The following is a 25362-nucleotide window of genomic DNA, read 5'->3' on the forward strand; positions in this document are numbered from 1 at the left end:
ATGCGGGATCAGGATGCAACATCTCTCACTTAATACGCTCGATGACCGCGCCGAGTTCCCGGATGATCTCGGTTACCGTAGCGCCCCATATTTGGTCCTGTTCGCCTTCGTTGCGAATCAGCCAATTGGATTGCGCTCCCCGTAACAGCTCGATTCCCTGAATCCGGCAGTTGAGATCCGGACAATAATACGCCGTGAAGGTGGCATATCTCTCCGGATGGCTGACGCAATCAGCCAAGTCATTAACGACCGATTCCGGATAGCCTTGAGCAAGCAGGTGCTTCCGAGGCTCCTGCTCCCCTTGCTCGGCGTTCATCCATTGCTGGAACCAGCCCTTAGGCAAGGCCAGTGAGCCTGTATCGCGATTTTTTCGGTCCTCCAGCTGCAGGTAACCGATGATCTTCAGCCAAGCCTCCGAAGGGGTTCCGAGCTCTTCCAGCACATAAAGCCTTTCACCGCTTGGCCCGATTTCGATATCTGCCTTCACGACAAGGCCGGAACTGTAATAAATGAAGCACTCCTTCGACGTTTCCTCCGAACCGGCCACCCTCATATGAATCGTTAACAAGGTCCGGCTGCATACTTCTATGTATTCCAGGAGCTCCTGCACAAGAACCGGCTCGTTATCGGCCGTTTGAATCAAACCCTTCTCCAGCAGTTCCTGCTCAATCTTGGCTACTTCGACAGGCATCTCTTCCGTGAGCGTTCCGCGAAAAGGGTCCTCCAACCCGATGACAGCCCGCGCACCGACAATGCCGGTTAATACAAAGAATTGCTTGCCGGTCAGTTGGATCCTGGACGGAATTTCCAAAGATCTCTCCTCCTTACGGTCAGTCCCGCCTATTTTGTGTTTGTTTTCGAAGTTATCATTACTATTATAGGTGAGACGTATCCTTCCCCTCTACCAAATCCTGGCCCTAAATTTATAGGAACATATACCCAAATCAGACGGCTCCCAAACCACCAAGCGGCAAAATATAAAAAAACATTCCCGGGCTTAGGCAATCACCTCTGGAATGTTTGAGCGGTTATGTTGGATTAAGCGGCTCATCCTTCCGGATAATGCCGTGATATAGAATCGTCATCAGTTGTTCGCTGACCGCATTCAGGCTGCCCAGACCATGGTACCATTCCGTTCGCGCCGTAAATTCATTGATAAAAGTCAAAAACGCGACCAGTACCTGCGGGGATATGTCTTTGCGGATCTGTCCCAGCTGCTGGCCTTTAAAAATCAGCATTTCGAATTCCGGGACAACGTATTTCTGATTGAACTGAAGCAGCTTGTCCATCTGTTCCGGAAACTTGGCCAGATCCGACACAAATTGCTGCGAGACGAGCCCCGAAAACTTCTCCTGATCCCTGTAGAACACGGTTAAGGCCTCCAGCGGATCTTTGGCCTGCTCCATGATCCCGCGATAGATCGCCATCATCTCCTCGACCATGCGATCCACCACATGATCCAGTAAGCCCTCTTTGCTCTGATAATAGTTATAAATCGTCATCTTGGAAACGGGGACAGCTTCGGCAATCTGCTCCATGCTGGTTTTCACAATCCCATGCTCCAGAAACAACCGCTTTCCGGCCTCAAGCACCGCTTCTTTTTTTGCGTTCATCGGTAGATTAGATCCCTTCTATTCGGCTTCAGGATGTTTATGGCTAAATCAGCCGCTTACAGTCCTAATGTAACGATCCGTCCTTCGACTGTCAACCCGCGGCCGATATTACGTTATCTTGTTTCAGGAAACCAAAAAAAGCCGCCTCTGTGTCAGTTCACAGAGACGGCGGCCTGAGGATGAAGAATATCTATACGCCAAAGGAGGTTGGATTCGATCTCCAGGATTGTAGGAGCTCCACGTCCTCTGCTTGAATCCGGTTCTCCGATAACGCTACATCAATGAGTGCACCGTAATTGGACAGGCTCTGCAGCGGAATTCCCGCTTCGGCGAAGGCTTGTACCGCTTTATCCAACTGATAGCTGAATATGGCGAGCACCGCGAGCGGCTCTGCTCCTGCGTCCTTGACCGCTTGCGCCGCCTTCAGGGAGCTGCCGCCCGTGGAGATCAGATCCTCGATGACAACGACCTTCTGGCCGGGCTTGATCAAACCTTCGATCAGGTTTTCCTTGCCGTGGCCTTTGGCTTTGTCCCGAATATAGGACATCGGCAGGTTCATCTTCTGGGATACGAAGGCCGCGTGCGGGATCCCTGCGGTGGCCGTTCCGGCAATGGCCTCGGCTTCCGGATACTGCTCCCGAATGACGGCCGCGAACGATTCAGCAATGTAATCGCGAATGTCGGGATAGGACATGGTCAGGCGATTGTCGCAGTAGATCGGTGACTTGATGCCCGACGTCCATGTAAACGGCTGATGAGGTCTTAGGGAAACGGCCTCGATCTTAAGCAAATAAGATGCGATCTGATGCGGAATATTCGCGATGGTACTCATGCTTGAATCATCTCCTCAATAATCTGTTCTGCAGCTTGTCTCGGGTTATGGGACTCGGTGATCGGGCGGCCGACAACCAGGTAATGACTTCCCTTGCGGATCGCTTCCCCAGGTGTAAGCACCCGCGCTTGGTCACCGATATCCGCACCGGCAGGGCGGATACCCGGAATGACGGTTTTGAAATCCTTGCCGCAGGCGGATCGAATGGCTTCCACTTCCAGGGAGGATGCCACGACGCCGTGAAGTCCCGACTGCCGGGCCAACTCAGCATAACGCACGACGGTATCCTCCACCTGGCCGGGAATGCCGATTTCGTTATTCATGACATCCTGATTCGTGCTGGTCAACTGCGTTACCGCAATGATCGTAGGCATGGCAAGACCCGGGGTGTCCGCCACTGCGGCTTCCGCCCCGGCTTTTGCCGCCTGCATCATGAGCGCGCCGCCGCCGGCATGGACATTAAACATGTCCACGCCCAGCCGCGTTACGCTGTGCGAGCCGCCTTTGACCGTATTCGGAATATCATGCATCTTTACATCCAGGAACACGGAATAGCCTTTCGCTTTCAATTCTTTCACAAAGTCAGGACCGGCCGCATAGAACAGCTGCATGCCGACCTTCATATAACACGGGATGCCCTCCAGCTGACGTACCAATGCTTGTGCACGCTCGGCATCCGGGTAATCCAGGGCCACCATCAGGCGGCCCGCCATTTCATTGTAGCTGGCGTTCATCTGTACCCCTCCTTCTCGATTTTAAACCGGCATCGCTTCAGAGGAGAAGTTGATGGTCTCCAGCATCGTCAGAAGCTCGCGAACCGTATCGAGCGAGGTCATGCATACAACGCCATTCTCTACCGCTTCCCGGCGGATTCGGAATCCGTCGCGCTGCGGCGTTTTGCCTTTGGTCAATGTGTTGAAGACAAAGTTCGCTTCGCCTGTGCGGATCATATCGAGAATGTTCGGCGTGCCTTCGGACAGCTTGTTGATGGTCGTCACGTCAAGACCCGCTTCTTTGAGCGCTGCCGCCGTACCGCCGGTTGCGATGATTTTATACCCCAGCTTATGGAAGCCCTTCAGCAGCGCAGCCGCTTCGGCTTTGTCTTTATCCGCTATGGTGGCGATGATCGCGCCCGTTGAAGGAATCTTCATGCCTGCACCGATGAGGCCTTTGTACAGTGCCTTGGCATACTTCACGTCGCGGCCCATAACCTCGCCGGTCGATTTCATTTCAGGTCCGAGGGTCGGCTCCACGCGGCGAAGCTTCGCGAAGGAGAAGACCGGCACTTTAACCGATACATGCTCGCTTTCCGGCCACATGCCTTCCTCGTATCCGAGATCCTTCAGCTTGCCGCCCATAATGGCCTGCGTAGCCAGGTTCGCCATCGGAATGCCCGTCACCTTGCTCAGGAACGGCACCGTCCGGGAAGAACGCGGATTCACTTCGATTACGTACACTTCGTTTTTATAGATGACGAACTGGATGTTGACAAGTCCGCGTGTATTGAGCTCTTTGGCAATCTTGATCGTAATTTCGACAATCTTGTCCTTCAGGTCCTGGGACAAGTATTGTGGCGGATATACCGCAATCGAGTCGCCGGAGTGAACCCCTGCGCGCTCTACATGCTCCATAATGCCCGGAATCAGCACGGTCTCGCCATCGCAGATCGCGTCAACCTCCACTTCTTTGCCCAGCATGTAACGGTCGATCAGAACCGGGTGATCCGGGTTGATCTTAACCGCCTCTTTCATGTAGCTCAGAAGCTCGCTGTCGGAGTATACAATCTCCATGGCGCGTCCACCCAGTACATACGAAGGTCTTACGAGCACGGGGTAGCCCAGCGATTGTGCCGTTTCTACGGCATCATCGACCGACGTTACGGTTTTACCTTTCGGCTGGGCGATCTCCAATCGGAACAGAAGCGCTTCGAATTTCTTGCGGTCCTCGGCTTCGTCAATGCTCTCCAGGCTTGTGCCCAGAATCTTCACGCCCGCTTTGCTGAGCGGCTCCGCGAGGTTGATCGCCGTCTGCCCGCCGAACTGTACGATGACGCCGATCGGCTTCTCCTGCTCGATGACATTCATGACATCTTCGAAGAACAGAGGTTCGAAGTAGAGACGGTCCGACGTATTAAAGTCGGTGGATACGGTCTCCGGGTTGTTGTTGATGATAACCGCTTCATATCCCGCCTTCTGGATGGCCCATACGGCATGCACCGTGGAGTAGTCGAATTCGATCCCTTGACCGATCCGGATCGGACCGGAGCCGAGCACGATGACTTTCTCCTTCGCGGATTCGATGACTTCATTCTCCGTTTCGTAGGTGGAGTAGTAGTACGGCGTCGTTGCTTCAAACTCCGCTGCGCAGGTATCCACCATTTTGTAAACCGGACGCAATCCGTGCTCGCGGCGGAGGAATCCGATCGACTCCTCGGTCGTGTGCGTGCTGGCCTTGCCTTCTGCGCGGAGCTCGGCGATGGCACGATCCGTAAAGCCGAGACGCTTCGCTTCGTACAGCGTTTCGTAAGTCAGCGACGCTTCGCTGCGAATATGGTCTTCATACTTGATCAGGCGTTCGATTTTGTCCAGGAACCACCAGTCGATCTTCGTCAGGTCCTGAATCTGCTGCAGATCATAGCCCCGGCGGAACGCTTCCGCGATCAGGAACATCCGCTCATCGTCCGCTTTGATCAGGCGCTGCTGGAGCACTTCATCGCTCAGCTCGTTCGCGCCTTTCAGGTATAGACGGTGCACGCCGATTTCCAGGGAGCGGACCGCTTTATGGATCGATTCTTCGAAGGTGCGGCCGATTGCCATCACTTCGCCGGTTGCCTTCATCTGGGTGCCCAGCTTCCGGTTGGCATGGATGAACTTGTCGAACGGCCAGCGCGGAATTTTGCTGACGATGTAATCCAGCGTAGGCTCGAAGCAAGCATACGTCTGGCCCGTTACCGGGTTAACGATCTCGTCCAGGGTGTAACCCATCGCGATTTTTGCTGCCATCTTCGCGATCGGGTAGCCCGTTGCTTTGGAAGCCAGCGCGGATGAGCGGCTGACCCGTGGGTTTACCTCGATGACGTAATATTGATAGCTGTTCGGATCCAGCGCGAACTGCACGTTGCATCCGCCTTCGATGTTCAGGGCGCGAATGATTTTCAGCGATGCGGATCTGAGCATTTGATATTCGCGGTCAGACAGCGTTTGGCTTGGCGCCACGACGATGCTGTCGCCGGTATGAACGCCGACCGGATCGAAGTTCTCCATGTTACATACCACGATGCAGTTATCGTTGGCGTCGCGCATAACCTCGTACTCGACTTCTTTCATTCCCGCAATGCTCTTCTCGATCAGGCACTGCGTGATCGGGCTGTAGCGAAGTCCAGAGCTGACCGTTTCGCGCAGCTCCTCTTCGGTTGCGCAAATGCCGCCGCCGGTGCCGCCAAGCGTGTAGGCCGGACGCACGATCACCGGATAACCGATCTCATTCGCGAACTCAAGCGCCTCTTCCAGGGTCGTTACGATCGTGCTCTCCGGCACGGGCTGATCCAATTCGCGCATCAGCTCGCGGAACAAGTCGCGGTCTTCGGCTTTTTCGATCGATTCCAGCTGCGTTCCGAGCAGCTTCACATTCTCCTGCTCCAGAATTCCGGCGCGGGCAAGCTCAACCGCCATGTTCAGTCCCGTTTGTCCTCCAAGCGTCGGGAGCAGTCCGTCCGGACGCTCTTGACGGATGATCTGGGTAACGAAGTCCAGCGTGATCGGCTCGATATATACTTTATCCGCCATGTTGGTGTCGGTCATGATGGTCGCCGGGTTACTGTTGATCAGCACGACCTCCATGCCTTCTTCTTTCAGTGCCTGGCAGGCTTGGGTTCCAGCGTAGTCGAATTCCGCTGCTTGCCCGATGACGATCGGACCGGAGCCGATGACGAGAATTTTTTTCAATGTATCATGTTTAGGCATATTATTGAGCTCCTTTCACGGCTGCGGCCAGAACCGCCTGGCGCGGTTTCCGGATTTCATTCTGTTTATGGTCTCTTATCATTTCAAGGAATTGATCGAACAGATAGCTGCTGTCGTGCGGACCAGGCGCAGCTTCAGGATGGTATTGCACCGAGAAGGCCGGGAATTTCGAGTGCTTCAAGCCTTCGATCGTTTTATCGTTGTTGTTGATATGCGTAACTTCCAGATCCGTCCCTTTGACGGATTCTTCGTTTACGGTGTATCCGTGGTTTTGGGAAGTGATGTAGCAGCGTCCGCTGGCAAGCTCTTTTACCGGATGGTTTCCGCCGCGGTGTCCGAATTTCAGCTTCTCGGTGTCCGCGCCGGCAGCCAGCGCAAACAATTGGTGGCCAAGGCAGATGCCGAAGATCGGATATTCGCCGAGCAGTTCTTTGACCATGTTGACGGCGTAAGGCACGTCTTTCGGGTCCCCAGGGCCGTTGGACAACTGAATGCCGTCCGGGTGAAGTCTGCGGATTTCGTCGGCCGTCGTGTCATGCGGAACGACCATGACGTCACACCCGCGGGACGTCAATTCGCGCAGAATCCCGCTTTTTGCACCGAAGTCGACCAGTACGATCCGTTCCTTTGGCCCTGGACTCGTAAACATTTGCGGCGTCGAGGTTTTTGCCACCTGGTTGCGGAGTTCAGCGATCGTCGTATCCCCGAGCATCTCCTTAAGATCTTCCACCGGTTTGTTGGAAGTGGTCAGAATGCCCTTCATCGTACCGTAATGACGGATGATACGGGTTAACATCCGCGTATCGATCTCGCTGATCCCCGGAATTCCGTATTCCTTCAACAGGCTGTCAACGCTGTATTCTGCGCGCCAGTTGCTGGGAACAGGCTCATGACGACGAACGACGAATCCGTGAACGAACGGCCGAATGGATTCAAAGTCATCCCGCGTGATGCCGTAGTTGCCGATCAAAGGGTACGTCATGGTTACGATCTGTCCGCAGTAGGACGGGTCGCTCAGCACCTCTTGATATCCTGTAATCCCTGTATTGAAAACAACCTCTCCGGTCATTTCAGCATCCGCGCCGAAGGATTTTCCGCTGAACAGCGTTCCGTCCTCCAGTAACAATCTTGCCTGCATCCCGATCACTCCTGTCATCTATGTGTAATTTATTTTATAAGTCTTTTGCCTATTTGTTACTTAGAATCCGTTTTGTTCGGACCATTTCACTTCGCCGTCCACCCAAGTCATGACGGGCCAGCCTTTCAGCTTCCAGCCTGTAAATGGCGTGTTCCGGCCTTTTGTTGCGAACTCTTCCGGGTTCACTTCTTTCTCCGCTTCGAGATCGATCATGGTCAGGTCCGCTGCTTTACCGGCTTCCAGCACACCCGTTGCAAGACCGAATACTCTTGCCGGATCGCTTGTCATCCGTTTTACGAGCAGGGCGAGATCCCATTTTCCCGTGGCGACAAACTTGGTGTAGAGCAGCGGGAACGCCGTTTCGAATCCCACGATGCCGAAGGGAGCCAGCTCCATGCCTTTTGCTTTCTCTTCCCCGCTATGCGGCGCATGATCCGTTACGATCATATCAAGCGTTCCATCCAGCAGACCTTCTATACAAGCCTCCACATCACGCGGTGTGCGCAGCGGCGGGTTCATCTTCCAGTTTGCATCAAGGCCGGGAATGTCTTCGTCGGAGAGAACCAGATGATGCGGGCATACCTCGGCCGTTACCGAGATGCCGATCGCTTTTGCCTGGCGGATCAATCTTACGGACTGCTCCGTGCTCACATGGCATACATGGTAATGCACGCCGGTGGCTTCGGTCAGCAGAATGTCGCGCCCGACATGGATCGCTTCCGACTCGTTCGGTATTCCTTTCAGGCCGTGCTGCTGAGCGAATTTGCCCTCGGTCACGCAAGCTCCTTTTACCAGCGAGTCATCCTCGCAGTGCGCAATGACCGGCATGCCCAGCGCTTTCGCTTTATTCATGGCATCTTTCATCATCTGTGCGTTCTGCACACCGACGCCGTCGTCCGTAAATCCGATCGCACCCGCGGCCTTCAAGGCCTCAAAGTCCGTCAGTTCGCGGCCCAGCTCGTTCTTCGTAATGGCTGCATATGGCAGCACCTTCGCAAGATTCGCCTCGCTGGCCTTATCCAGCACGAGCTTCACCGTTTCCGGCGTATCGGTCACCGGTCTTGTGTTCGGCATGCAGGCGATGGTGGTGAAACCGCCTTTGACTGCCGAGCGGCTGCCGCTCTCGATGGTTTCCTTGTGCTCATAACCCGGCTCTCTCAAGTGCACATGCATATCGATGAATCCCGGCGTGACCAGCTTGCCCTCGGCATCGATGATCTGAACGTGATCGCCCGGTTCCGGCAAGGCTGCGATATCGCTCGCAACCGACTGAATCAATCCGTCTGCAATGACGATATGTTTATCTTCGAGCTGTCCTTGTTCATTGATCACTTTGGCATTCTTTATCACTTGCATTTGCATCTTGGTTCCCCTCCGCAGCAGAAGCACCGTTCGCTTCTTTGTATATTGTATAATAAAAATTCATGTTTGTGTATAATTATTAATATTTATTCATTCTGTAAACCGTATTCCGCATGTTCGAATCAGACCATCGCCCGTTCCATGACCGCCATGCGAATGGGCACTCCGTTCGCCATCTGCTTGAATATCATCGATCTCGGGCTTTCCACGACCGCGTCGTCGATTTCAACGTTGCGGTTCACCGGTGCCGGATGCATAATCATGGTGTGCCCCGACAGCTTGGCCGCCCGCTCTTCCGTCAAGCCGTACTGCTCCCGGTACTCCGCGCTGGATTTGAACACCCCTTCGTTATGGCGTTCCAGCTGTACTCTCAGCATCATCACCACATCGGCCTTGAGCGCCTTTTCCATCGATACGTAAGGCGCATACTGAGCCAGCTCCGGAGCCTGCATCGTTTCCGGCGCGCAGAACTGCACATGGGCTCCGAACTTCTGCAGGGCCCACAGATCCGAACGAGCAACCCGGCTGTGCTTGATGTCCCCGATGATGGACACCGTTAATCCCTTAAGCTCGCCGAAGCTTTTCTTCATCGTGTATAGATCAAGCAGCGCCTGCGTGGGATGCTCATTGTTGCCGTCGCCCGCATTGACCAGCGGAATCGAGATCCGCTCCGCCAGCTCCTGCAGCACGCCGGCTGGCTTCAGCCGGATGACGCCCGCGTCGATTCCCATGGATTCCAGCGTTCTGACGGTATCGTAGATCGACTCGCCCTTCTCGACGCTGGATGCTGCCGCCGCAAAGTTCATGACCTCGGCACCGAGTCTTTTCTCAGCCATTTCAAACGAGAATCTCGTTCTGGTACTGTTCTCGAAGAACATATTAACCGCAAATTTCGATTGAAGTACCGGCACCACTTTCTCGGACTGCGCTTCCCAATATGCTGCCCGATTCAGGATGGATCCGATTTCGTCTCTGCTAATATCCTTCAAACCTAAGAGGCTGCGTTCTTTCAATGAAATGGCTGTTGTCATGATTATCGTTCCTCTCTTTGGCTAATGGTCACTTCGTCCTTGCCGTCGATTTCGGTTAATGCCACCGTAATTTCCTCTTGTTTGGAGGTAGGAACGTTCTTTCCGATATAATCCGGCCGGATCGGCAGCTCGCGATGCCCCCGGTCTGCCAAAACCGCAAGCTGTATCATTCTAGGCCGTCCGCAGTCCATCAGGGCGTCCATTGCTGCCCGAATCGTCCGGCCGGTGTACAGCACGTCATCAAACAAAATAACCTTCTTGTCATGGATGTTCAGGTGCGCTAGGCTGTGCTTCGCTCCCTCACCCCGTTCCGCAGCGGCTCCATTGCTGTCCCGGTCATCGCGGTAAGAGGTCACGTCGATCTCTCCCCAAGGAATCGGAGTACCTTCGATCTCGTTCATTCGCTCCGCGATTCTCTGGGCCAGAAACACCCCGCGCGTGCGAATCCCGACCAATACGCAATCCTCGATCCCTTTATTTTTTTCCAATATTTCATGGGCAATTCTCGTTAGCGCGCGGCGGATGGCCGTCTCGTCCATAATCACATGCTGTTCGTTGCTCATCCTCTTGTCCTCCTTCTAAACGTTTGATTAGCCCTTTATCGTTCCTGACGATCCGTGGATTCATTCCACACAAAAAAACTCCTTGCCCGGCTGGACAAGGAGTTGATCTCATAGAGATGGTGTGGAAAGCGCAGCATCTATCCGCAGACAGAGCCATGCCTCCTGTTAATGAACCTCGGTTCACGTTACCTTGCCAGCCTCACGGGACTGATTTAAAGGTGCTATTCGATTGATCCCATTATGACAGACCCTACAAGAGATGTCAACAGCAATCATGTCGAACGTTGTCGCGTTCCAAGCATGTTCATAGCCTTGAATTAAAACTCGAATTCCACATCGCTGAGTCTTCTGCGAATTTCGGAAATGACGCGTTTCTCTTCCTCCTCGCCGTCGGCAATGAAGGTAACGGAGAAACGAACGAAGTGTCCTGCATCATCCCAAGGAACGGTGGAGATCAATTTCTCGCGAATCAGGTACTGGGAGAAGTCTTCCCCGGATTCAAAACGGCGTCCGCCTTTGACGCCTTTCGGAGCCTCCACATACAGGAAGAAGGAACCTTTGGGCTTCTCCGCCGTAAAACCGAGTCCGTTCAGCACGTCGACCAGCATGTTGTGGCGGCGGGAATACTTCTCGGCGATCTTCTCCGTAATTTCCGGATGATCCAGACCGTAAGCGGCAGCCTTTTGGATGGCGATGAATTGTCCGGAATCGTTGTTGTCCTTCACGTCGCCAAACGCTTTAACCACCAGCGGGTTGCCGGCGATGAAGCCAATGCGCCACCCCGTCATGTTGTAGGATTTGGACAGGGAGTGAAGCTCCACGCCGACATCCTTCGCTCCAGGAACGGACAGGAAGCTCAGCGGCTTCAAACCATCATAAGTGAGCGCAGCATAAGGTGCGTCATGAACAACCACCACGCCATATTTGCGGGCCCACTCGACAACCTCCGCGAAAAATTCGGCCGTTGCGCTGGCCCCCGTCGGGTTGTTCGGATAGTTCAGGTAGAGCAGTTTGGCACGGCGGGCAATGTCCTCGGGGATCGAGCCGAGATCCGGCAGAAATGCATTCTCTTTTTTCAGCTCCACATTGTAGACTTCGCCGCCCAAATACTTGGTATGCGTTCCGAGCACAGGATATCCGGGAACCGTCATGATCGCGATGTCGCCCGGGTTGATGAAGCAGGACGGCAGCATGGCCAGCGCCGGCTTGGAGCCGATGGAGTGCAGCACTTCCGTGGACGCATCGATGCCTTCGACGCCGAATACATTGCTCAAATAGCGAACAGCCGCTTCCTTGAACTCCGGAATCCCGTTATCCGCATATCCGCGGTTTTCCCGCTTCGCCGCCTCATCCGCCAGCTTTGCCACGATGCCTGCATCCGCCATCTCATCCGGCTCGCCAACTCCCATATCGATCAATTCGGTATCAGGATGCTCCTGCTTCGCAGCCGCCTTTGCTCTCTTGATCTTCTCGAATTTATAAATGGCCGTATCTTTACCGTAATTAGCACCGCCAATCCGATCGGCAAAGCTCTGTTGAATGTACGTTTCCTGATATTTATCCATGCTCATGATTTGTATTCATCTCCTACTCTAGCTTTGTTACACATCCTAAATATGCAGGAAAATCACGACTGGAGCCATGCATTATATATCAGATGATTTGTACTTTTTAGGTTGAGTCGGAGCTGATACACACCATGGCCTCCCTGCACGAAGTCGGTTAAGACAGCTCCAGCCATTCTGCTAGGAGCTCGTCGCGGCTTGCTGCCAGGGACTCCCGCTCGTTCCAACGCTCTTCGAGCAGCGACATGTCCGAATTGCCGCTTATCGAGCCTTCCGTTTCAAGCCAGCCGTCCAGCTGCCGGATGCGGGTCTCCAAACGGGCGATCTCCTCTTCCAGCCATTTGGATCTTTCCGCGGCAGAGCGATCAGGATGGTTGCGTTCGAATTTCTGGCCGGGCTTTTCGTTGGCTTTGGACGGCGGCGTCCCCCTTGGTAAAGAAACGACATTCGTACCAGCTGAGAGTTCTCTTAACTGCAATGCGGCTTCAAGCTGGTCTTTCTTGGCCCGGAAATCATCATAATTTCCATGAAAGACGGTCAGCGTCCCTTGGTTCAAATCCCACACCTTGCCTGACACTTGGTTTACGAAATAACGGTCGTGGGAAATGGCAAGAACGGTCCCCTGATACCCCTGCAGCGCATCCTCCAAGGCCTCCCGGGAAGCAATATCCAGATGGTTCGTAGGTTCATCCAGGAGCAGCAGGTTCGGCTTTTGATGGATTAGGAGCGCCAGCCTCAATCGTGTCCATTCACCGCCTGACAGTTGGCCCACCGATCGGAACACGGCCGCGCCATAGAACAGATATCTTGCCAAAATCCCCCGGGCCTCTCCCTCTTCAACCCCGGCGTTCTCCCGAAAATATTGGAGCACCGTTTCCTTCGGATTTTTCGGCTCCTCCTGCTGGGCCAGATATCCCACGTCGACTCGCGCGCCCCATTCAAGGGATCCGGAGTCGGGCATAAGCTCGCCCACCAGCACTTTGAACAGCGTCGTTTTTCCGCTGCCGTTCGGACCCATCAGCGCAATTTTTTCGCCGAATTCGATAAGACCGGAAGCCCCTCCCAGCACCGCCTGATTCCCAAAGCGAACCTCAACTTGTTCAAAGTATGCCACGCGGCGGCCGGAACGATCCTGAGGATAAAGCTCGAAATCGGCCTGTCTTCGATCCAGCACAGGTCTCTTGACCCGCTCCATCCGCTCCAGTGCCCGCCTCATGGAAGCTGCGCGTTTGAAGAACTTCTCATTGCCGCCAATCCGGCCGAACTCTTCAAGCTGCTTGATGGATTCCTTCATCTTCTTGATCACTTTCTGCTGCTCCTGGTAATCGGCGAACTGCTGCAGCAAACGCTCTTCCTTATCTTTCATGAACGCAGTGTAGCCACCATAGGCAGTGAAAGCTTCGCCATCTTCAAGCTCAATCGTTTTGGACACGACCCGGTCCAGAAAATATCGGTCGTGGGAGATAATGACGCAGGTACCCGGATACTCGTGTAAGAATTCCTCCAACCATTCCGTGCGTGCCAAATCCAGATGGTTGGTCGGTTCATCAAGCAGGAGCAGATCCGGCTGTACGATCAGCTGCGATGCCAGCACGACACGGGTCTTTTCTCCGCCCGACAACGAACCAAAAGCCAGTCCGTATTCACTTTTGGGTATTTGCAGCCCGGTAGCGATTTTATCGATGCTCGCTTCCAGCTCATAGCCGCCCTCTGTTTCAAACCGTTCCTGAAGCGCTGCATATTTCCGCAGCACTCGATCGAGCAGCTCTGCATTTCCGGCGATGTCCGGATCACTCATTCTCTTCTCCAGTTCCGTCATTTCCGTGCGGTATTCCTTCAAGTGAATCAACCCATGGGACAGTACATCCAGCACCGTCCAGGAATCCATATGGCTCGGTATCTGCTCCACATACCCGATTACTGTATCCTTCTTGATGGCAAGCTGCCCTTCGTTCGGCTGATCCAATCCGGCAAGCAGGCGCATCAGCGTGGACTTGCCGCTTCCGTTTCTGCCGATAAGCGCTACTCTCTCGCCTTCCTGTATTTCAAACGATATCCCGTCCAATACCAGCTGGGCCCCGTGGTATTGCGTCAGTTTCTGTACATTGATCATATTCATTCTTGGTTCCTCCTGTATGCTGCGAACAATACCAAAACTCTGTTCGAGCGCATGAATTAGGGAGAAGAACCGGACTGCAACGCAAAAAGGGTCCACAGAGCAAGCTCCGCGGACCCTTAAGAATCGTAAGCCTTAAATCGGCTTAATCCGTGCAGGCAGGCAGGTGACTTCTCGCGATGGTACAACTCGTATCATTAAAATTGGACAGACCTCTCCCGTTGTTGAGAAATGCATGAACAATGCCAGCCATAGCGATAGGCAGCTGGCTAATACGGTTGTTGACCATCTCGATATTCATCCTGCTCACCTCCTTCATCAAAGTTATCGTCACTATACCATATCCATGGTTTGGAAGGCAAGACAAATAGCCCAGCAAAGTGGAGCCCATGCTTTGATGCTTACTCTAAACCTTTGTGGGACCCAGTGCTTATACATGCGAAAAGGGACCGCTAGCGGCCCCTTAAAATCGTCAACAGCTCATTCATATCGCTCGGCATCGGTGCCGAAAACTCCTTATAATCCCCGGTCGAAGGATGGACAAAACCCAATACGGCCGCATGAAGCGCTTGTCCGTTCAATTTGATCCCCTTGCTCTTGCCGTAAACGGGATCCCCTACGAGAGGATGCCCGATATATTTCATGTGCACGCGAATTTGATGGGTACGACCCGTCTCCAGCTTCAGCTCGAGGAGACTGTAATCTCCGAACCGTTCCACCACGGTAAAATGCGTAACCGCATGTTTGCTGTTCCGGTCCGTGACGGTATACAGTTTGCGATCCTGGGCGTCCCGGCCGATCGGTGCGTAAATGGTTCCCTGATCATGGCTGATATTGCCGTGCACCAACGCCAAATAACGGCGGTTCACGCTGTGCTCCTTCAACTGGGCGGCCAGCGAAGCATGGGCTTTATCATTCTTCGCGGCCATGATCAGGCCCGTAGTATCCTTATCGATCCGATGGACGATGCCGGGGCGAAGCTCTCCATTGATTCCCGATAAATCCTTGCAGTGAAACATCAATGCATTCACTAGCGTGCCGGACGAATGTCCCGGAGCCGGATGGACAACCATTCCCCTCGGCTTGTTTACGACAATCACGTCCCCGTCTTCAAACGCGATCTCAAGCGGGATGTCCTCGGGAATGATCTCGACGGCCGATGGCTCGGGAACCTTCAGCACGATGCGGTCACCCTGACTCACTTTGTAATTCGACTTGATTGGGCCATCGTTCACGCTCACATGTCCGTCCGCAATCCATAACTGCACTTGGGAACGCGACACATCTTCCCCAAGATTTTCCGTTATGTATTTATCGATACGGGTTTTGGCAGCGTCGGCATCCACCGTCCATTCGATGGCTTCCGTTTCCTGACCGTTCTCATCTGTCCAATCCGTATCTGTATCCTTACCGTCTTGCACCATCATTCAGTCCCTTCTGTGCCTGAAACTTCACTTGTTGTCTGCATCTTCTCGCGTCTTCCTTCCAGAAGCGTGTCCAATATGATCAATCCCACGCCGATCACGATGCAAGAATCGGCAATATTGAAGATCGGGAAGGTGTAGCTGCCAAAATTAAACTGCAGGAAATCGACGACCTCTCCCATTATCAATCGATCGATGAAGTTTCCGAGTGCCCCTCCAAGTACAAGCGCAAGCGCGGTCGGCAGCAGCTTGCGTCCTTCTTTTGATACCTTCCGCAGGTACCAGACGATTCCGCCCACAACGATTATTGTCACAATGATGAAGAACCATAACTGGTCCTGGAGTATGCCGAACGCGGCTCCCCGGTTCCGGCTGGACGTGATCAGGAAGAAATCCCCGATGACCGGTATCTGTTCATAAAGCTCGAGCTTGGTAGCAATCAAGTACTTGGTTCCCTGATCGATAAGAAATAAAACAAATGCAATCAAATAATATACCACTTGTTTATGTCACTCCGTTCTTGTCTTCTCCAATCAGGCGAACATCTTCGCTGATCGGTCCGTAACTCGTCTTATTGTAGCACAGCGGCTCAGAAACCGTCCATTCCTGTCCAGCGGCGAGAACATTTTCCGTCAGTAAAACCTTATCGATGGGTGCACTCTATACCTATGAACCAAGAAGGTCAACTTCGGGATCATGAAAGGAGCCTGACATGTCGCATCTCACTCAGGAGCAACTTCATAATTTGCAACAAAAGCTGATGGATCGAAAGGTTGAACTTGAACGGCGCATGGTCAATAACGACCAACACGGGCTGGGAGAATCGGAGCGAGATATGACCGGCGAGCTGTCCCATATTGATAATCACCCTGGCGATGTGGGAACCGAAGTGTTTGAAAGAGGAAAAGACCTCGCGCTTCAGGACAGGGTGGATCAGGAGCTGCAGCGGGTTATTTTTTCGCTGGAAGCCATTCATCATGGCCGTTACGGCGTGTGCCTTACCTGCGGCCAGCCCATTCCGTACGAGCGGTTGGAGGTTATCCCGGATACGCAATATTGCGTAGAACATACGCCTCGGGAGCGCGTGTCCCGCGACCGTCCGGTCGAGGAGGACGTTCTAGCTCCCGCTTTCGGAAAATCCAGTATGGATGAGCACGAATATGCTGCATTTGACGGCGAGGACGCCTGGCAGATCGTTGAGAGCTGGGGGAACTCCAATTCCCCGGCTTTGGCGGAAGGTAACGAAATGGACAGCTATAACGAAATGGATATCGAGAATGGCGACGATCAAGGCGGGTTCGTGGAGGTGTACGAAAACTTCGTTGCCACCAATATCGATGGCTCGGAAGTGTTTATCGTACGCAGTCCCCAATATGTCGATTACCTGAACCGGGGCGAAGGAAGCTATCTCCTTGACCCCAATGGCGACCCGGATGATGAATCATTCAGCTGATTAAGCGTCTTACCCGGCAGCATATGACTTGCAGCGGCTGCCGGGCATTACATAATCCATTACGTCAGTTCAAGCTGCCGCTGGACAATCCGGACAATATCCGCGATGTAATCGCCGATAATAGGCAAATTCAGCGCGCCAAGCGCCTGAAGGGCATATATGATGGTTGCCGCAAAAAAAGTAAAGCCGATCGCGATTCCCACGCCGCGTGCCGACCCAGCCAGCAGATTGGTCCATATCAATTTCCAGGGGCGGTTCAACAGCTGGGTGTATTCCGCGATCCGGGCCTTCTCCAGCTGCTGCGCGATGTCCGTGGTCATGCGGTGTATGGCGCCCAATTGGTCCCGCTCTGCTTCCACAAGCGATTTATTCTTTTCGGTTGATAACGCATTTTCCGGCTTCTCTGCCATATTCACCGCCCCCTTGCCACTATACTAGGCAGACTCTGGAAAAAACAGATCAGGATCCGCTTTCTTCCTGCTTGAAACCATACATAACATGCATGAGAATTCGCTGATTATTATGCATCTGTTGGAAGCATCTCATTCGCACGGAATCCTCCGAACAAAGCCAGTGCTTATTGGGGACAGCAAAAAACCACCGCCATTTCATGGCGGTGGTTTAATAATATCAACGATTCTCAGACGATATGGATGCCAATGGTTTTGCCGCCAAGCTCAACCCGCTCCATGCCTTCGCTTTGTCCGTATTGCAAATCGTTAACCAGAACGTTTTCGCGCAGCACATCTTCAAATGCGGTGATCGCAGCTTGAAGCTCATCATCCGTATCGAGAGTCAAGTTCACCCGCTTCTCGATCGGGAGGTCCAGCTTCTTGCGCGTATCCTGCACGGCACGCACCACTTCGCGAACCCAGCCTTCCTGCTCCAGCTCCGGCGTGATATCCGTATTGAGCGCAACGGTTAACCCGTAACCCGAAGCGGATGCAAAGCCTTCCTTCGCCTTCTTCTCTACCAGCAGCTCTTCGGACGTGATCTGCAATTCTTCGCCTTCCGGTGAAGTTACGTTCACGCCGCCCGATTGGACCACCTTGCGGGTCTCGTCACTGCTCATTCCCTTTAGGAAACCTTGCAGGAAGCCGATATTTTTACCGTATTTCTTGCCTGCGACCTTCAGGTTCATTTTCAGCGCGAAATCAACGAATCCGCTGTCGCTGGTCTCCACCTCAATCGCTTTGACGTTGATCTCGTCCTTGATGATGTCTTCATACCCCGCGAGATCGAACTCGCGATCCATGGATACGATGAGGTTGGACAGCGGCTGACGCGTCTTGATTCCTGTCTCGTTGCGGACGTTCCGCGCAAGCTCTACGATCTGTCTTGCCGTCTCCATGTCCTGCTCGAGCGCTTTGTCGATCAACGCTTCGTCGGCTTGCGGGAAGTCGGCCAGATGCACGCTCTCGCCGCCGCCCAGGTTGACGAAGATATCTTCGGACAGCATCGGCGTGAACGGAGCCATCAGCTTGGATAGCGTCAACAGCACGTGCGTAAGCGTCCCGTAAGCGGCCAGCTTATCTTCACCGAGTCCGCTGCCCCAGAAACGATCGCGCGAACGACGGATATACCAGTTGCTCAGCTCATCCACATAAGCTTCGATCGCTTTGGCCGCGTTAAGGAAATCATTGACGGCCAATCCCTTGTCAACCACTTGAATCAAGCTGTTCAGGCGGGAGAGAATCCAGCGGTCCAGCTTGTGGTCCGATCCCTTGAAGTCATGCTCCTTCGGATCATAGCCGTCGATGCCGGCATACAATGTCAGGAACGCATGGGTGTTCACCAGCGTGTCCACAACCTTGGATTTGGCTTCGCCGACGATTCCTTTCGAGAAACGTTTGCTGTTCCATGGCGCACTGTCGGCGAGCAGGGCCCAACGGAACGCATCCGTGCCGTACTCCTCGATGATTTCCCAAGGATCGATGACGTTGCCCTTGGATTTGGACATCTTCTGTCCGTTCTCATCGAGAATATGGCCCGTGGCCATGACCGCTTTATAAGGCGCTTTACCGGTGAAGAGGGTCGATACGGCCAGCAAGCTGTAGAACCATCCGCGCGTCTGGTCGATCCCTTCGCAGATCATATCGGCAGGATACTGCTGTTCGAACTTCTCCTTGTCCTCGAATGGATAATGGTATTGCGCATACGGCATCGATCCGCTGTCAAACCATACGTCGATAACTTCCGAGGTTCGCTCCATTACGCCGCCTTCACAATGCGGGCATTTCACTTTCACTTCATCCACATAAGGCTTGTGCAGCTCCAGATCCTCCGCTACCTCGCCTACGGCGTTGGTCCGAAGCTCCGCAATGCTGTGCGGCGAGAACTGCCCTTCGCAAGAATCGCAGACCCATACGTTAAGCGGCGTTCCCCAGTAACGGTTCCGGCTGATATTCCAGTCGACCAGGTCTTCAAGGAATTTGCCGAAGCGTCCCTCGCGTACATGGCCCGGATACCAGGTCACCTCGTTGTTGTTGGCGATCAGCTGATCCTTAACCGCCGTCGTTTCGATAAACCAGCTCTCCATCGCATAATAGAGCAGCGGGGATTTACAGCGCCAGCAGAATGGGTAACTGTGCTCGTATTTCTCCTTGCTGTACAGAAGTCCTTTTTCGGACAATGCCTTCACGATGTCCAGATCGCAATCCTTGACGAAGCGTCCGGCAAAATCCGTCACTTCATCGGTATAACGGCCGTGGCCGTTCACGACGCTCACGAAGCTGATGCCATTCTCGCGGCATACGCGGTAGTCGTCTTCGCCGTGCGCAGGAGCCATGTGCACAATCCCCGTACCGCTTGCATCGGTAACAAAGGATGCGCCGACGATGAGGTTCGCTTTTTCCGCTTTTACATACGGGAACGGAGGGTCGTAAGTCTTGCCGACCAGCTCGGAGCCTTTCAGCGTCGATAGAACGGTGAAGTCGCCCTTCATGACATCCTCTACCAGATTCTTAGCCACGATATAGATGCCGTCCTCCTGCTCGACGCGGGCGTAATCCATATCCGGATTAACAGCCAGTGCCACGTGGGATGGCAGCGTCCAAGGCGTCGTCGTCCATGCCAGCACATACTCTCCGCTGTCATGCAGCTTAAACTTCGCCGTTGCGCTCAGGTCTTTAACATCCTCATACCCCTGTGCCACTTCGTGGGAGCTCAGTGTCGTCTGACAGCAAGGGCAGTACGGGCTTACGCGGTGGCCGCGGTACAGAAGGCCCTTGTCATGAATCGTCGCCAAAATGTTCCATACGCTCTCGATGTAGTTGTTCTCAAGCGTGATGTACGGATGATCCAGATCGGTCCAATACGCAATCGCTTCGGTCAGCTCGCGCCATTTATGCTCATATTCAAATACGCTGGCTTTACACTTTTTGATAAAAGCCTCCACGCCATAATTCTCGATTTCCTGCTTGCCGGAGATGCCCAGCTGCTTCTCTACGCCCAGCTCAACCGGAAGCCCGTGCGTATCCCAGCCCGCTTTACGAACGACATGATAGCCCTTCATCGTCTGGTAGCGGCCTACAAAATCCTTGATGACGCGGCCGAGCACGTGACCGATATGAGGCGCGCCGTTCGCGGTCGGCGGACCTTCGTAAAATACATAATTCGGCTTGCCGGCCCGCAGCTCGATTGATTTCTTGAACGTGTTCTCCTCGTTCCATTTGTTCAAGATGCGCAGCTCTCTTGCCCGCGCCTTCTCCTTGACGTCTACTCTGTTCATGCAGATCTTCCTTTCGCCCTTTTTCGAGGTTGTTCAAAAAGTCCGATTTTGATAAGAAAACCTCTATCGAGGCCACTTCAAAGATGAGCGACCGCGATGCATAGGTAGGTTTTCTTGCGATATAGAATTTCATCAGTTCCACTGATAACTCATAAATTCTATATCTAACACGAAGTGAATCAAGAAGCAATTCGGCATCGAATCTTGAATTCAGCCGGGCCTAAGCAGATGCTTTCGAAGTATGTTTCCTGCGGAAACATTTCAGGTGCTCACGTACAAACTACGTACGCTCCGCTCCTCACTCCCTAGCTTCCTCCAACTGAAGCGTTTTGAAAAAACGCACAGCGGAAGCATAGGCTTCGGTGCTGAAAACCGATCTTTTTGAACTCGCCCTTTTTCGTAAATGTTCTGTGAACATAAAAAAGGCCCCGTCCCCCAAGGGACGAGAACCTGTTCTCGCGTTACCACCCTAATTTCGCCCGGCCGACTTCTAATGGAAGCCTGCTCAAACGACACCTCAATGTCCATGCCTGTTCGTAAGGCAAGGTCCGATATAACGTTCGGCAGACGGCTTAGCTTACGCACGCGGTCACAGCGCTTCAGCTTCACTTCTCCGGGATGATCTTCTGCTAGGCCTGAACGCCGGGCTTTCAGCAACTGCCGGCTCTCTGGGGGACAGATCCTTCGCGTACTATTCCCATCAACGAATTACGGTATGAATCAACAATATGTTATTAGTTATAGACGACTTCGCGGAAAAAGTCAACCGGATACCCGCCTAGTATACCTCTTTCGGCTCCAGACTCGGTTCGCGGTTCTCCAGCGTCTCCCAGCCTTCCTGCTTCAGAAGCTCCAGCTGAGCCTCTACCAAGGAGCGGAAACGGGTGCGGTAGATGGAGGCCTGCTTCTTCAGCTCTTCAACCTCCAGCGCGATTTTGCGGGATTTCCCGAGCGCATCGTTAATGATCCGGTCCGCATTCTTCTCGGATTCCTTAATGATCAGCTGAGCTTCCTTCTTCGCGTTGTTCTTCAGCTCATCCGCCGCCTCCTGGGCGACAATGATGGTCTTCGATAAGGTTTCCTCAATATTCGAAAAATGATCCAGTCTTTCTTGCATCGCCATCAGCTGGTTGCCTAATTCTTTATTCTCCCGGATCACACTTTCATAATCCTTAATAATCTGATCCAAAAACTCGTTGACCTCGTCCTCATCATAACCGCGAATTCGACGGGCGAATTCCTTGTTATGTATATCAAGCGGTGTCAATGGCATGGTGTGCACCTCCTAAATATATGGGCCTTACAGGACGGTCCGTCCGCTGTGTTAGCCAAACCACCCGTCCGTGAAGACAATAGCGGTCATTTACGATTTATCGGCAAATCCATTGTCATTTTGAATGTTCCCTGTATGGTTTCGACAAAAAAACGGCAATTCCTTCAAAGGTCAAGCATATTTCCCAACCTTGATACGGTACCGCCCTTTTTTCGTCAGGCCGCCCGTCTCCAGTACTTTAAAACGTCCAAATCCTTGGATGGAGACGACATCGCCTTCTTTTAAATTCGTGGAGGGATCCTCTTCCACTTTCCAGTTGACGCGGCACCGGCCGGCCTTGATCGGCACGACGATTTTTGTGCGGCTGATTCGGTAGGCATCGCTGGCGATTCCGTCCAGTCTCATGGAAGATACCGTAATGTCCATCGCCTCGAAATTCGTGCGGGCCACCTGAAGCTTGTCCAGCGGCAGCAGATCCGTCATGACATGCACCCGGTGGACCTGACTGAGATTCAGATGCAGGAAGGCGCTGATATCGTCGGCAACGACCGCATGGCAGCCGTCCGCAAGCACATGGATATCACCGATCTTGGATCTCTTAATGCCCAGACCCAGTATCGACCCCATATAATCGCCATGCTCCAGCTCCAGAAACTTCTGATCTCCGGAAGAGATGCTGAGCACCTTCATCTTCAGATCCTCGCCTTCAAGCGCCCGGTAATCCGGAGCAATCATCGCCCGCACGCGTTCGGCATCAGCATGTCCGCCATCAAACACGGCATGCACGTCCGGATGACGATTCACGAGCGATTCCAGAATGAACCGCTGCCTGGGATCCAGGAAATCCGTCAGCTTGGTTTCATGATATTGTCCGGCATTGACCACCCATTCCCAAGCCCGGTCCACAAATTCCCGTTCGTCCTTGTGAAAATGATCGTAGATGTCCAGTTTCATCATTCATTCACCTGCTAGAGGAAATATCCGAGAATGGCGTATACGCCGCGCTGTGCCAGCTGCAGCACGAACAGCGCGATAATCGGGGAAATATCGATCATGCCCATAATCGGCGGAATGAACCGGCGGAAAGGCGCCAAGTATGGCTCTACCAGCTTGCCAAGCAGCTCTCCGACAAAGCTTTCCCTCACATTCGGAAGCCATGACATTAAGACGTAGACCAAGATCATGTAAAAATAAATTTGGAACAGCGTTCCAACGATACTGTAAATTTCGTAGGTCAAAGCCTAAATCACCTCATTCTGTTATATTCATGCTCGTCTGCTAGAATCTCCGAGATCGAACCTTGGATCTCAACGGTATCCGGCGTGCATAGGAAGATGTTCCCGCCCACCTTCGAGATTCCGCCGCTAAGCGCATAAACGGTTCCGCTAAGAAAATCGATAATGCGCAGGGCTTGATCATTCCTCACGCGCTGAAGGTTGACCACAACCGTTCGGAATGACCGCAGATGATCTGCAATCTCCTGTGCTTCATCATATGAACGAGGCTCGACTAATACAACCTTAACGTTCTTCTGCGAATGAATGCTAACGATGTTGCCGCTCTTTTGGTTTTTCCGATGATCAAACGGCGTTGCCTCCACCGGCTCTTCCTGCGAGGCCAGAACCTCGCGTTCCACAACTTCTTCTTCCTCTTGCAGTCCCAAGAAATTCATAAACCGGTTCATCACGCCCATCGTCAATCCTCCTCTTTCCCTACTAAAATTGAGCCGAGACGCACCCAGGTCGCCCCTTCCTCTATGGCAACTTCAAAGTCATTGGACATGCCCATGGACAATTCGGTCAATGGCTCCGCCGTAAGCGCCTGCTCGTTCAGCTCATCTCTTAGTTGTCTTAAACCACGAAATACAGGACGCGTCTGCTCCGCCGACGATTCGTATGGAGCCATGGTCATGAGTCCGGTTACCTTTACGTGCGAAAGACTGTTGATTTCCTTCAAAAACTCGGCTGCTTGCTCGGGAGGCAAGCCGTACTTGGATTCCTCACCCGAGATATTGACCTGCATCAAGGCGGATACCTGCAGATTCAGCGCAGCCGCCCGCTTCTCCAGCTCATGGGCCAAGGACAAGCGGTCGAGCGAATGAATATATTGAAATTTATCAATGACATCCCGGACCTTATTGGTCTGAAGATGGCCGATGAAATGCCATGTGCCGCGGTTGCCGAGTGCATTCCACTTCGCCTGGGCATCCTGCCAGCGGTTCTCGCCGATATGCAAAAGTCCGTGATCCAGTACCGAAGCCGTCATATCCAAGGAGACATATTTCGTGACCGCAATCATATTCACATCATTCCGGTCCCTGCCGCTTCTTGCGCAAGCCTCCGTTATTCGCTGTTCCACTTGATCGATACGTTCCTTCAAACTCAAGGGACGACTCACCTCTTTCTCATCCCGATCCAACTCGCCATCCGACCCGTAATCCCTCCATCTTTGCGATAGGAGAAGAACCGATCGTGATTGCAGCTTGTACACCATGATGTACATTCGATATGTTCCGCCAATATTCCTGCTTTAATCATAATGTGTCTGTTTATTTCTTTCAAGTTCAGCATGTATTTCCCGTGTCCCTTGTCGATATAAAAAGCTGAATTTGTAACTTTATCGCCTGAGAATCCTTCGATTCCGAGTTCGCGGACACGCTCCATGACCCGATCGTCCACCTCGTAACAGCATTCGCCGATCGACGGACCGATGGCTGCATGGAGGTTCCGAGGCAAGCTTCCGTATTCCGCAGACATCCTGACCACCATTTGTTCGGCTATGCCGCCAACGGTTCCTTTCCAGCCCGCGTGGGCCAGACCGACGGCGCCCGTGACCGGGTCCCAGAAATACAGCGGCACGCAGTCCGCGTAGAAGGAAGTCAGCAGCACGCCGGGAACATCGGTTACAAGCCCGTCCGTATCTTGATAGGCCGAGGCCCGGTCCAAGCTCCCTCTGCCCCTGTCCTTATCATGAACGACGCCAATCCGGATGCCGTGCACCTGCTCGCCGCACGTCCAGTCTTCGAGAGAAAAGCCAAGCGCCGCGGCGACCCGCTTCCGGTTCTCGACAATGTCGCCCGGCTCGTCTCCGACATGAAAGGCCAAATTCAAACTGTCATAGGGTATCCGGCTCACGCCGCCATGCCGGCCCGTGAACCCGACCGTGAGTGCGGCCGCTGACTTCCCTTCCCATTTTTCGAGCACAAACAGACTCGGTGTCTGCCGATCTTGACTAACAAACGGTTCCATGAACATTCACCTCTATGACCAGTGTAACAGAAAACATACGCCGGAGACATAT

Annotated in this window: 23 protein-coding genes; 1 reads left to right on the plus strand and 22 read right to left on the minus strand. The window is 53.3% G+C overall.

Going from position 1 to position 25362, the window contains the following annotated elements; all coding sequences use genetic code 11:
• Positions 1 to 25 precede the first annotated feature (25 nt).
• From AC3RCL_RS21215 to lspA, 14 genes are all read right to left on the minus strand, one after another.
• Entirely contained in the window at positions 26 to 811 is a 786-nt protein-coding gene (locus AC3RCL_RS21215; RefSeq protein WP_492531788.1) for a hypothetical protein, read from the minus strand.
• A gap of 217 nt (positions 812 to 1028) precedes the next feature.
• Positions 1029 to 1613: a TetR/AcrR family transcriptional regulator gene (locus tag AC3RCL_RS21220; protein ID WP_213577486.1), complete on the minus strand. Its 585-nt coding sequence runs from the start codon at positions 1611 to 1613 to the stop codon at positions 1029 to 1031.
• A gap of 190 nt (positions 1614 to 1803) precedes the next feature.
• Positions 1804 to 2445, minus strand: coding sequence for an orotate phosphoribosyltransferase (pyrE, locus tag AC3RCL_RS21225; protein WP_009589603.1), 642 nt, complete (start codon positions 2443 to 2445; stop codon positions 1804 to 1806).
• The gene (gene pyrF / locus AC3RCL_RS21230) at positions 2442 to 3179 is read right to left on the minus strand and encodes an orotidine-5'-phosphate decarboxylase (RefSeq protein WP_009589605.1); all 738 of its coding nucleotides are present in this window, start codon (positions 3177 to 3179) and stop codon (positions 2442 to 2444) included. The genes pyrE and pyrF overlap by 4 nt, the downstream gene beginning before the upstream one ends.
• Before the next feature lie 21 nt (positions 3180 to 3200).
• Complete coding sequence (carB, locus tag AC3RCL_RS21235; RefSeq protein WP_492531791.1) at positions 3201 to 6407, minus strand: carbamoyl-phosphate synthase large subunit; 3207 nt, start codon at positions 6405 to 6407, stop codon at positions 3201 to 3203.
• A gap of 1 nt (position 6408) precedes the next feature.
• Positions 6409 to 7545: a glutamine-hydrolyzing carbamoyl-phosphate synthase small subunit gene (carA, locus tag AC3RCL_RS21240; RefSeq protein ID WP_492531793.1), complete on the minus strand. Its 1137-nt coding sequence runs from the start codon at positions 7543 to 7545 to the stop codon at positions 6409 to 6411.
• A gap of 60 nt (positions 7546 to 7605) precedes the next feature.
• Positions 7606 to 8907, minus strand: coding sequence for a dihydroorotase (pyrC, locus tag AC3RCL_RS21245; RefSeq protein ID WP_492531795.1), 1302 nt, complete (start codon positions 8905 to 8907; stop codon positions 7606 to 7608).
• Positions 8908 to 9029: 122 nt separating this feature from the next.
• Positions 9030 to 9941 carry an aspartate carbamoyltransferase catalytic subunit gene (locus tag AC3RCL_RS21250; protein WP_277749023.1) on the minus strand — a complete coding sequence of 304 codons (912 nt, stop codon included), beginning with the start codon at positions 9939 to 9941 and terminating at the stop codon, positions 9030 to 9032.
• Positions 9941 to 10501: a bifunctional pyr operon transcriptional regulator/uracil phosphoribosyltransferase PyrR gene (pyrR, locus tag AC3RCL_RS21255; RefSeq protein WP_096773084.1), complete on the minus strand. Its 561-nt coding sequence runs from the start codon at positions 10499 to 10501 to the stop codon at positions 9941 to 9943. Before pyrR ends, AC3RCL_RS21250 begins: the two co-directional genes overlap by 1 nt.
• Before the next feature lie 317 nt (positions 10502 to 10818).
• On the minus strand, positions 10819 to 12072 hold the full coding sequence (locus tag AC3RCL_RS21260) for an LL-diaminopimelate aminotransferase (protein ID WP_492531798.1): 1254 nt from the start codon (positions 12070 to 12072) through the stop codon (positions 10819 to 10821).
• Between the two features lie 151 nt (positions 12073 to 12223).
• A complete protein-coding gene (gene abc-f / locus AC3RCL_RS21265; protein WP_492531800.1) occupies positions 12224 to 14185 on the minus strand; it encodes a ribosomal protection-like ABC-F family protein in 1962 nt (653 codons plus the stop codon).
• A gap of 142 nt (positions 14186 to 14327) precedes the next feature.
• Entirely contained in the window at positions 14328 to 14483 is a 156-nt protein-coding gene (locus tag AC3RCL_RS21270; protein WP_009589583.1) for an RAxF-45 family protein, read from the minus strand.
• 151 nt (positions 14484 to 14634) lie between these two features.
• Positions 14635 to 15606: an RluA family pseudouridine synthase gene (locus AC3RCL_RS21275; protein ID WP_492536423.1), complete on the minus strand. Its 972-nt coding sequence runs from the start codon at positions 15604 to 15606 to the stop codon at positions 14635 to 14637.
• Positions 15606 to 16106 carry a signal peptidase II gene (gene lspA, locus AC3RCL_RS21280; protein WP_096773081.1) on the minus strand — a complete coding sequence of 167 codons (501 nt, stop codon included), beginning with the start codon at positions 16104 to 16106 and terminating at the stop codon, positions 15606 to 15608. Before lspA ends, AC3RCL_RS21275 begins: the two co-directional genes overlap by 1 nt.
• Positions 16107 to 16318: 212 nt before the next feature.
• On the opposite strand from lspA, the gene AC3RCL_RS21285 reads away from it, so the two are divergent.
• On the plus strand, positions 16319 to 17059 hold the full coding sequence (locus AC3RCL_RS21285; RefSeq protein ID WP_036665987.1) for a TraR/DksA C4-type zinc finger protein: 741 nt from the start codon (positions 16319 to 16321) through the stop codon (positions 17057 to 17059).
• Between the two features lie 59 nt (positions 17060 to 17118).
• On the opposite strand, the gene AC3RCL_RS21290 is transcribed toward AC3RCL_RS21285, so the two are convergent.
• The 8 genes from AC3RCL_RS21290 to pgeF all read right to left on the minus strand — a co-directional run bounded on the left by AC3RCL_RS21290 (position 17119) and on the right by pgeF (position 25310).
• Positions 17119 to 17469 carry a DUF5665 domain-containing protein gene (locus AC3RCL_RS21290; RefSeq protein WP_015734246.1) on the minus strand — a complete coding sequence of 117 codons (351 nt, stop codon included), beginning with the start codon at positions 17467 to 17469 and terminating at the stop codon, positions 17119 to 17121.
• A 230-nt stretch (positions 17470 to 17699) separates the two neighbouring features.
• Complete coding sequence (ileS, locus tag AC3RCL_RS21295) at positions 17700 to 20789, minus strand: isoleucine--tRNA ligase (protein WP_492531804.1); 3090 nt, start codon at positions 20787 to 20789, stop codon at positions 17700 to 17702.
• A 778-nt stretch (positions 20790 to 21567) separates the two neighbouring features.
• Positions 21568 to 22062: a DivIVA domain-containing protein gene (locus AC3RCL_RS21300; RefSeq protein ID WP_090913079.1), complete on the minus strand. Its 495-nt coding sequence runs from the start codon at positions 22060 to 22062 to the stop codon at positions 21568 to 21570.
• A gap of 171 nt (positions 22063 to 22233) precedes the next feature.
• Entirely contained in the window at positions 22234 to 23019 is a 786-nt protein-coding gene (locus tag AC3RCL_RS21305) for a YlmH family RNA-binding protein (RefSeq protein ID WP_096773077.1), read from the minus strand.
• A gap of 11 nt (positions 23020 to 23030) precedes the next feature.
• On the minus strand, positions 23031 to 23300 hold the full coding sequence (locus AC3RCL_RS21310) for a YggT family protein (protein ID WP_090913083.1): 270 nt from the start codon (positions 23298 to 23300) through the stop codon (positions 23031 to 23033).
• An 8-nt stretch (positions 23301 to 23308) separates the two neighbouring features.
• A complete protein-coding gene (locus AC3RCL_RS21315) occupies positions 23309 to 23755 on the minus strand; it encodes a cell division protein SepF (protein ID WP_009589651.1) in 447 nt (148 codons plus the stop codon).
• Between the two features lie 2 nt (positions 23756 to 23757).
• A complete protein-coding gene (locus AC3RCL_RS21320; protein WP_041621955.1) occupies positions 23758 to 24447 on the minus strand; it encodes a YggS family pyridoxal phosphate-dependent enzyme in 690 nt (229 codons plus the stop codon).
• Positions 24448 to 24455: 8 nt separating this feature from the next.
• On the minus strand, positions 24456 to 25310 hold the full coding sequence (pgeF, locus tag AC3RCL_RS21325; protein ID WP_492531808.1) for a peptidoglycan editing factor PgeF: 855 nt from the start codon (positions 25308 to 25310) through the stop codon (positions 24456 to 24458).
• Between the last annotated feature and the right edge of the window lie 52 nt (positions 25311 to 25362).

The organism is Paenibacillus sp. MT86 (genome assembly GCF_058792535.1).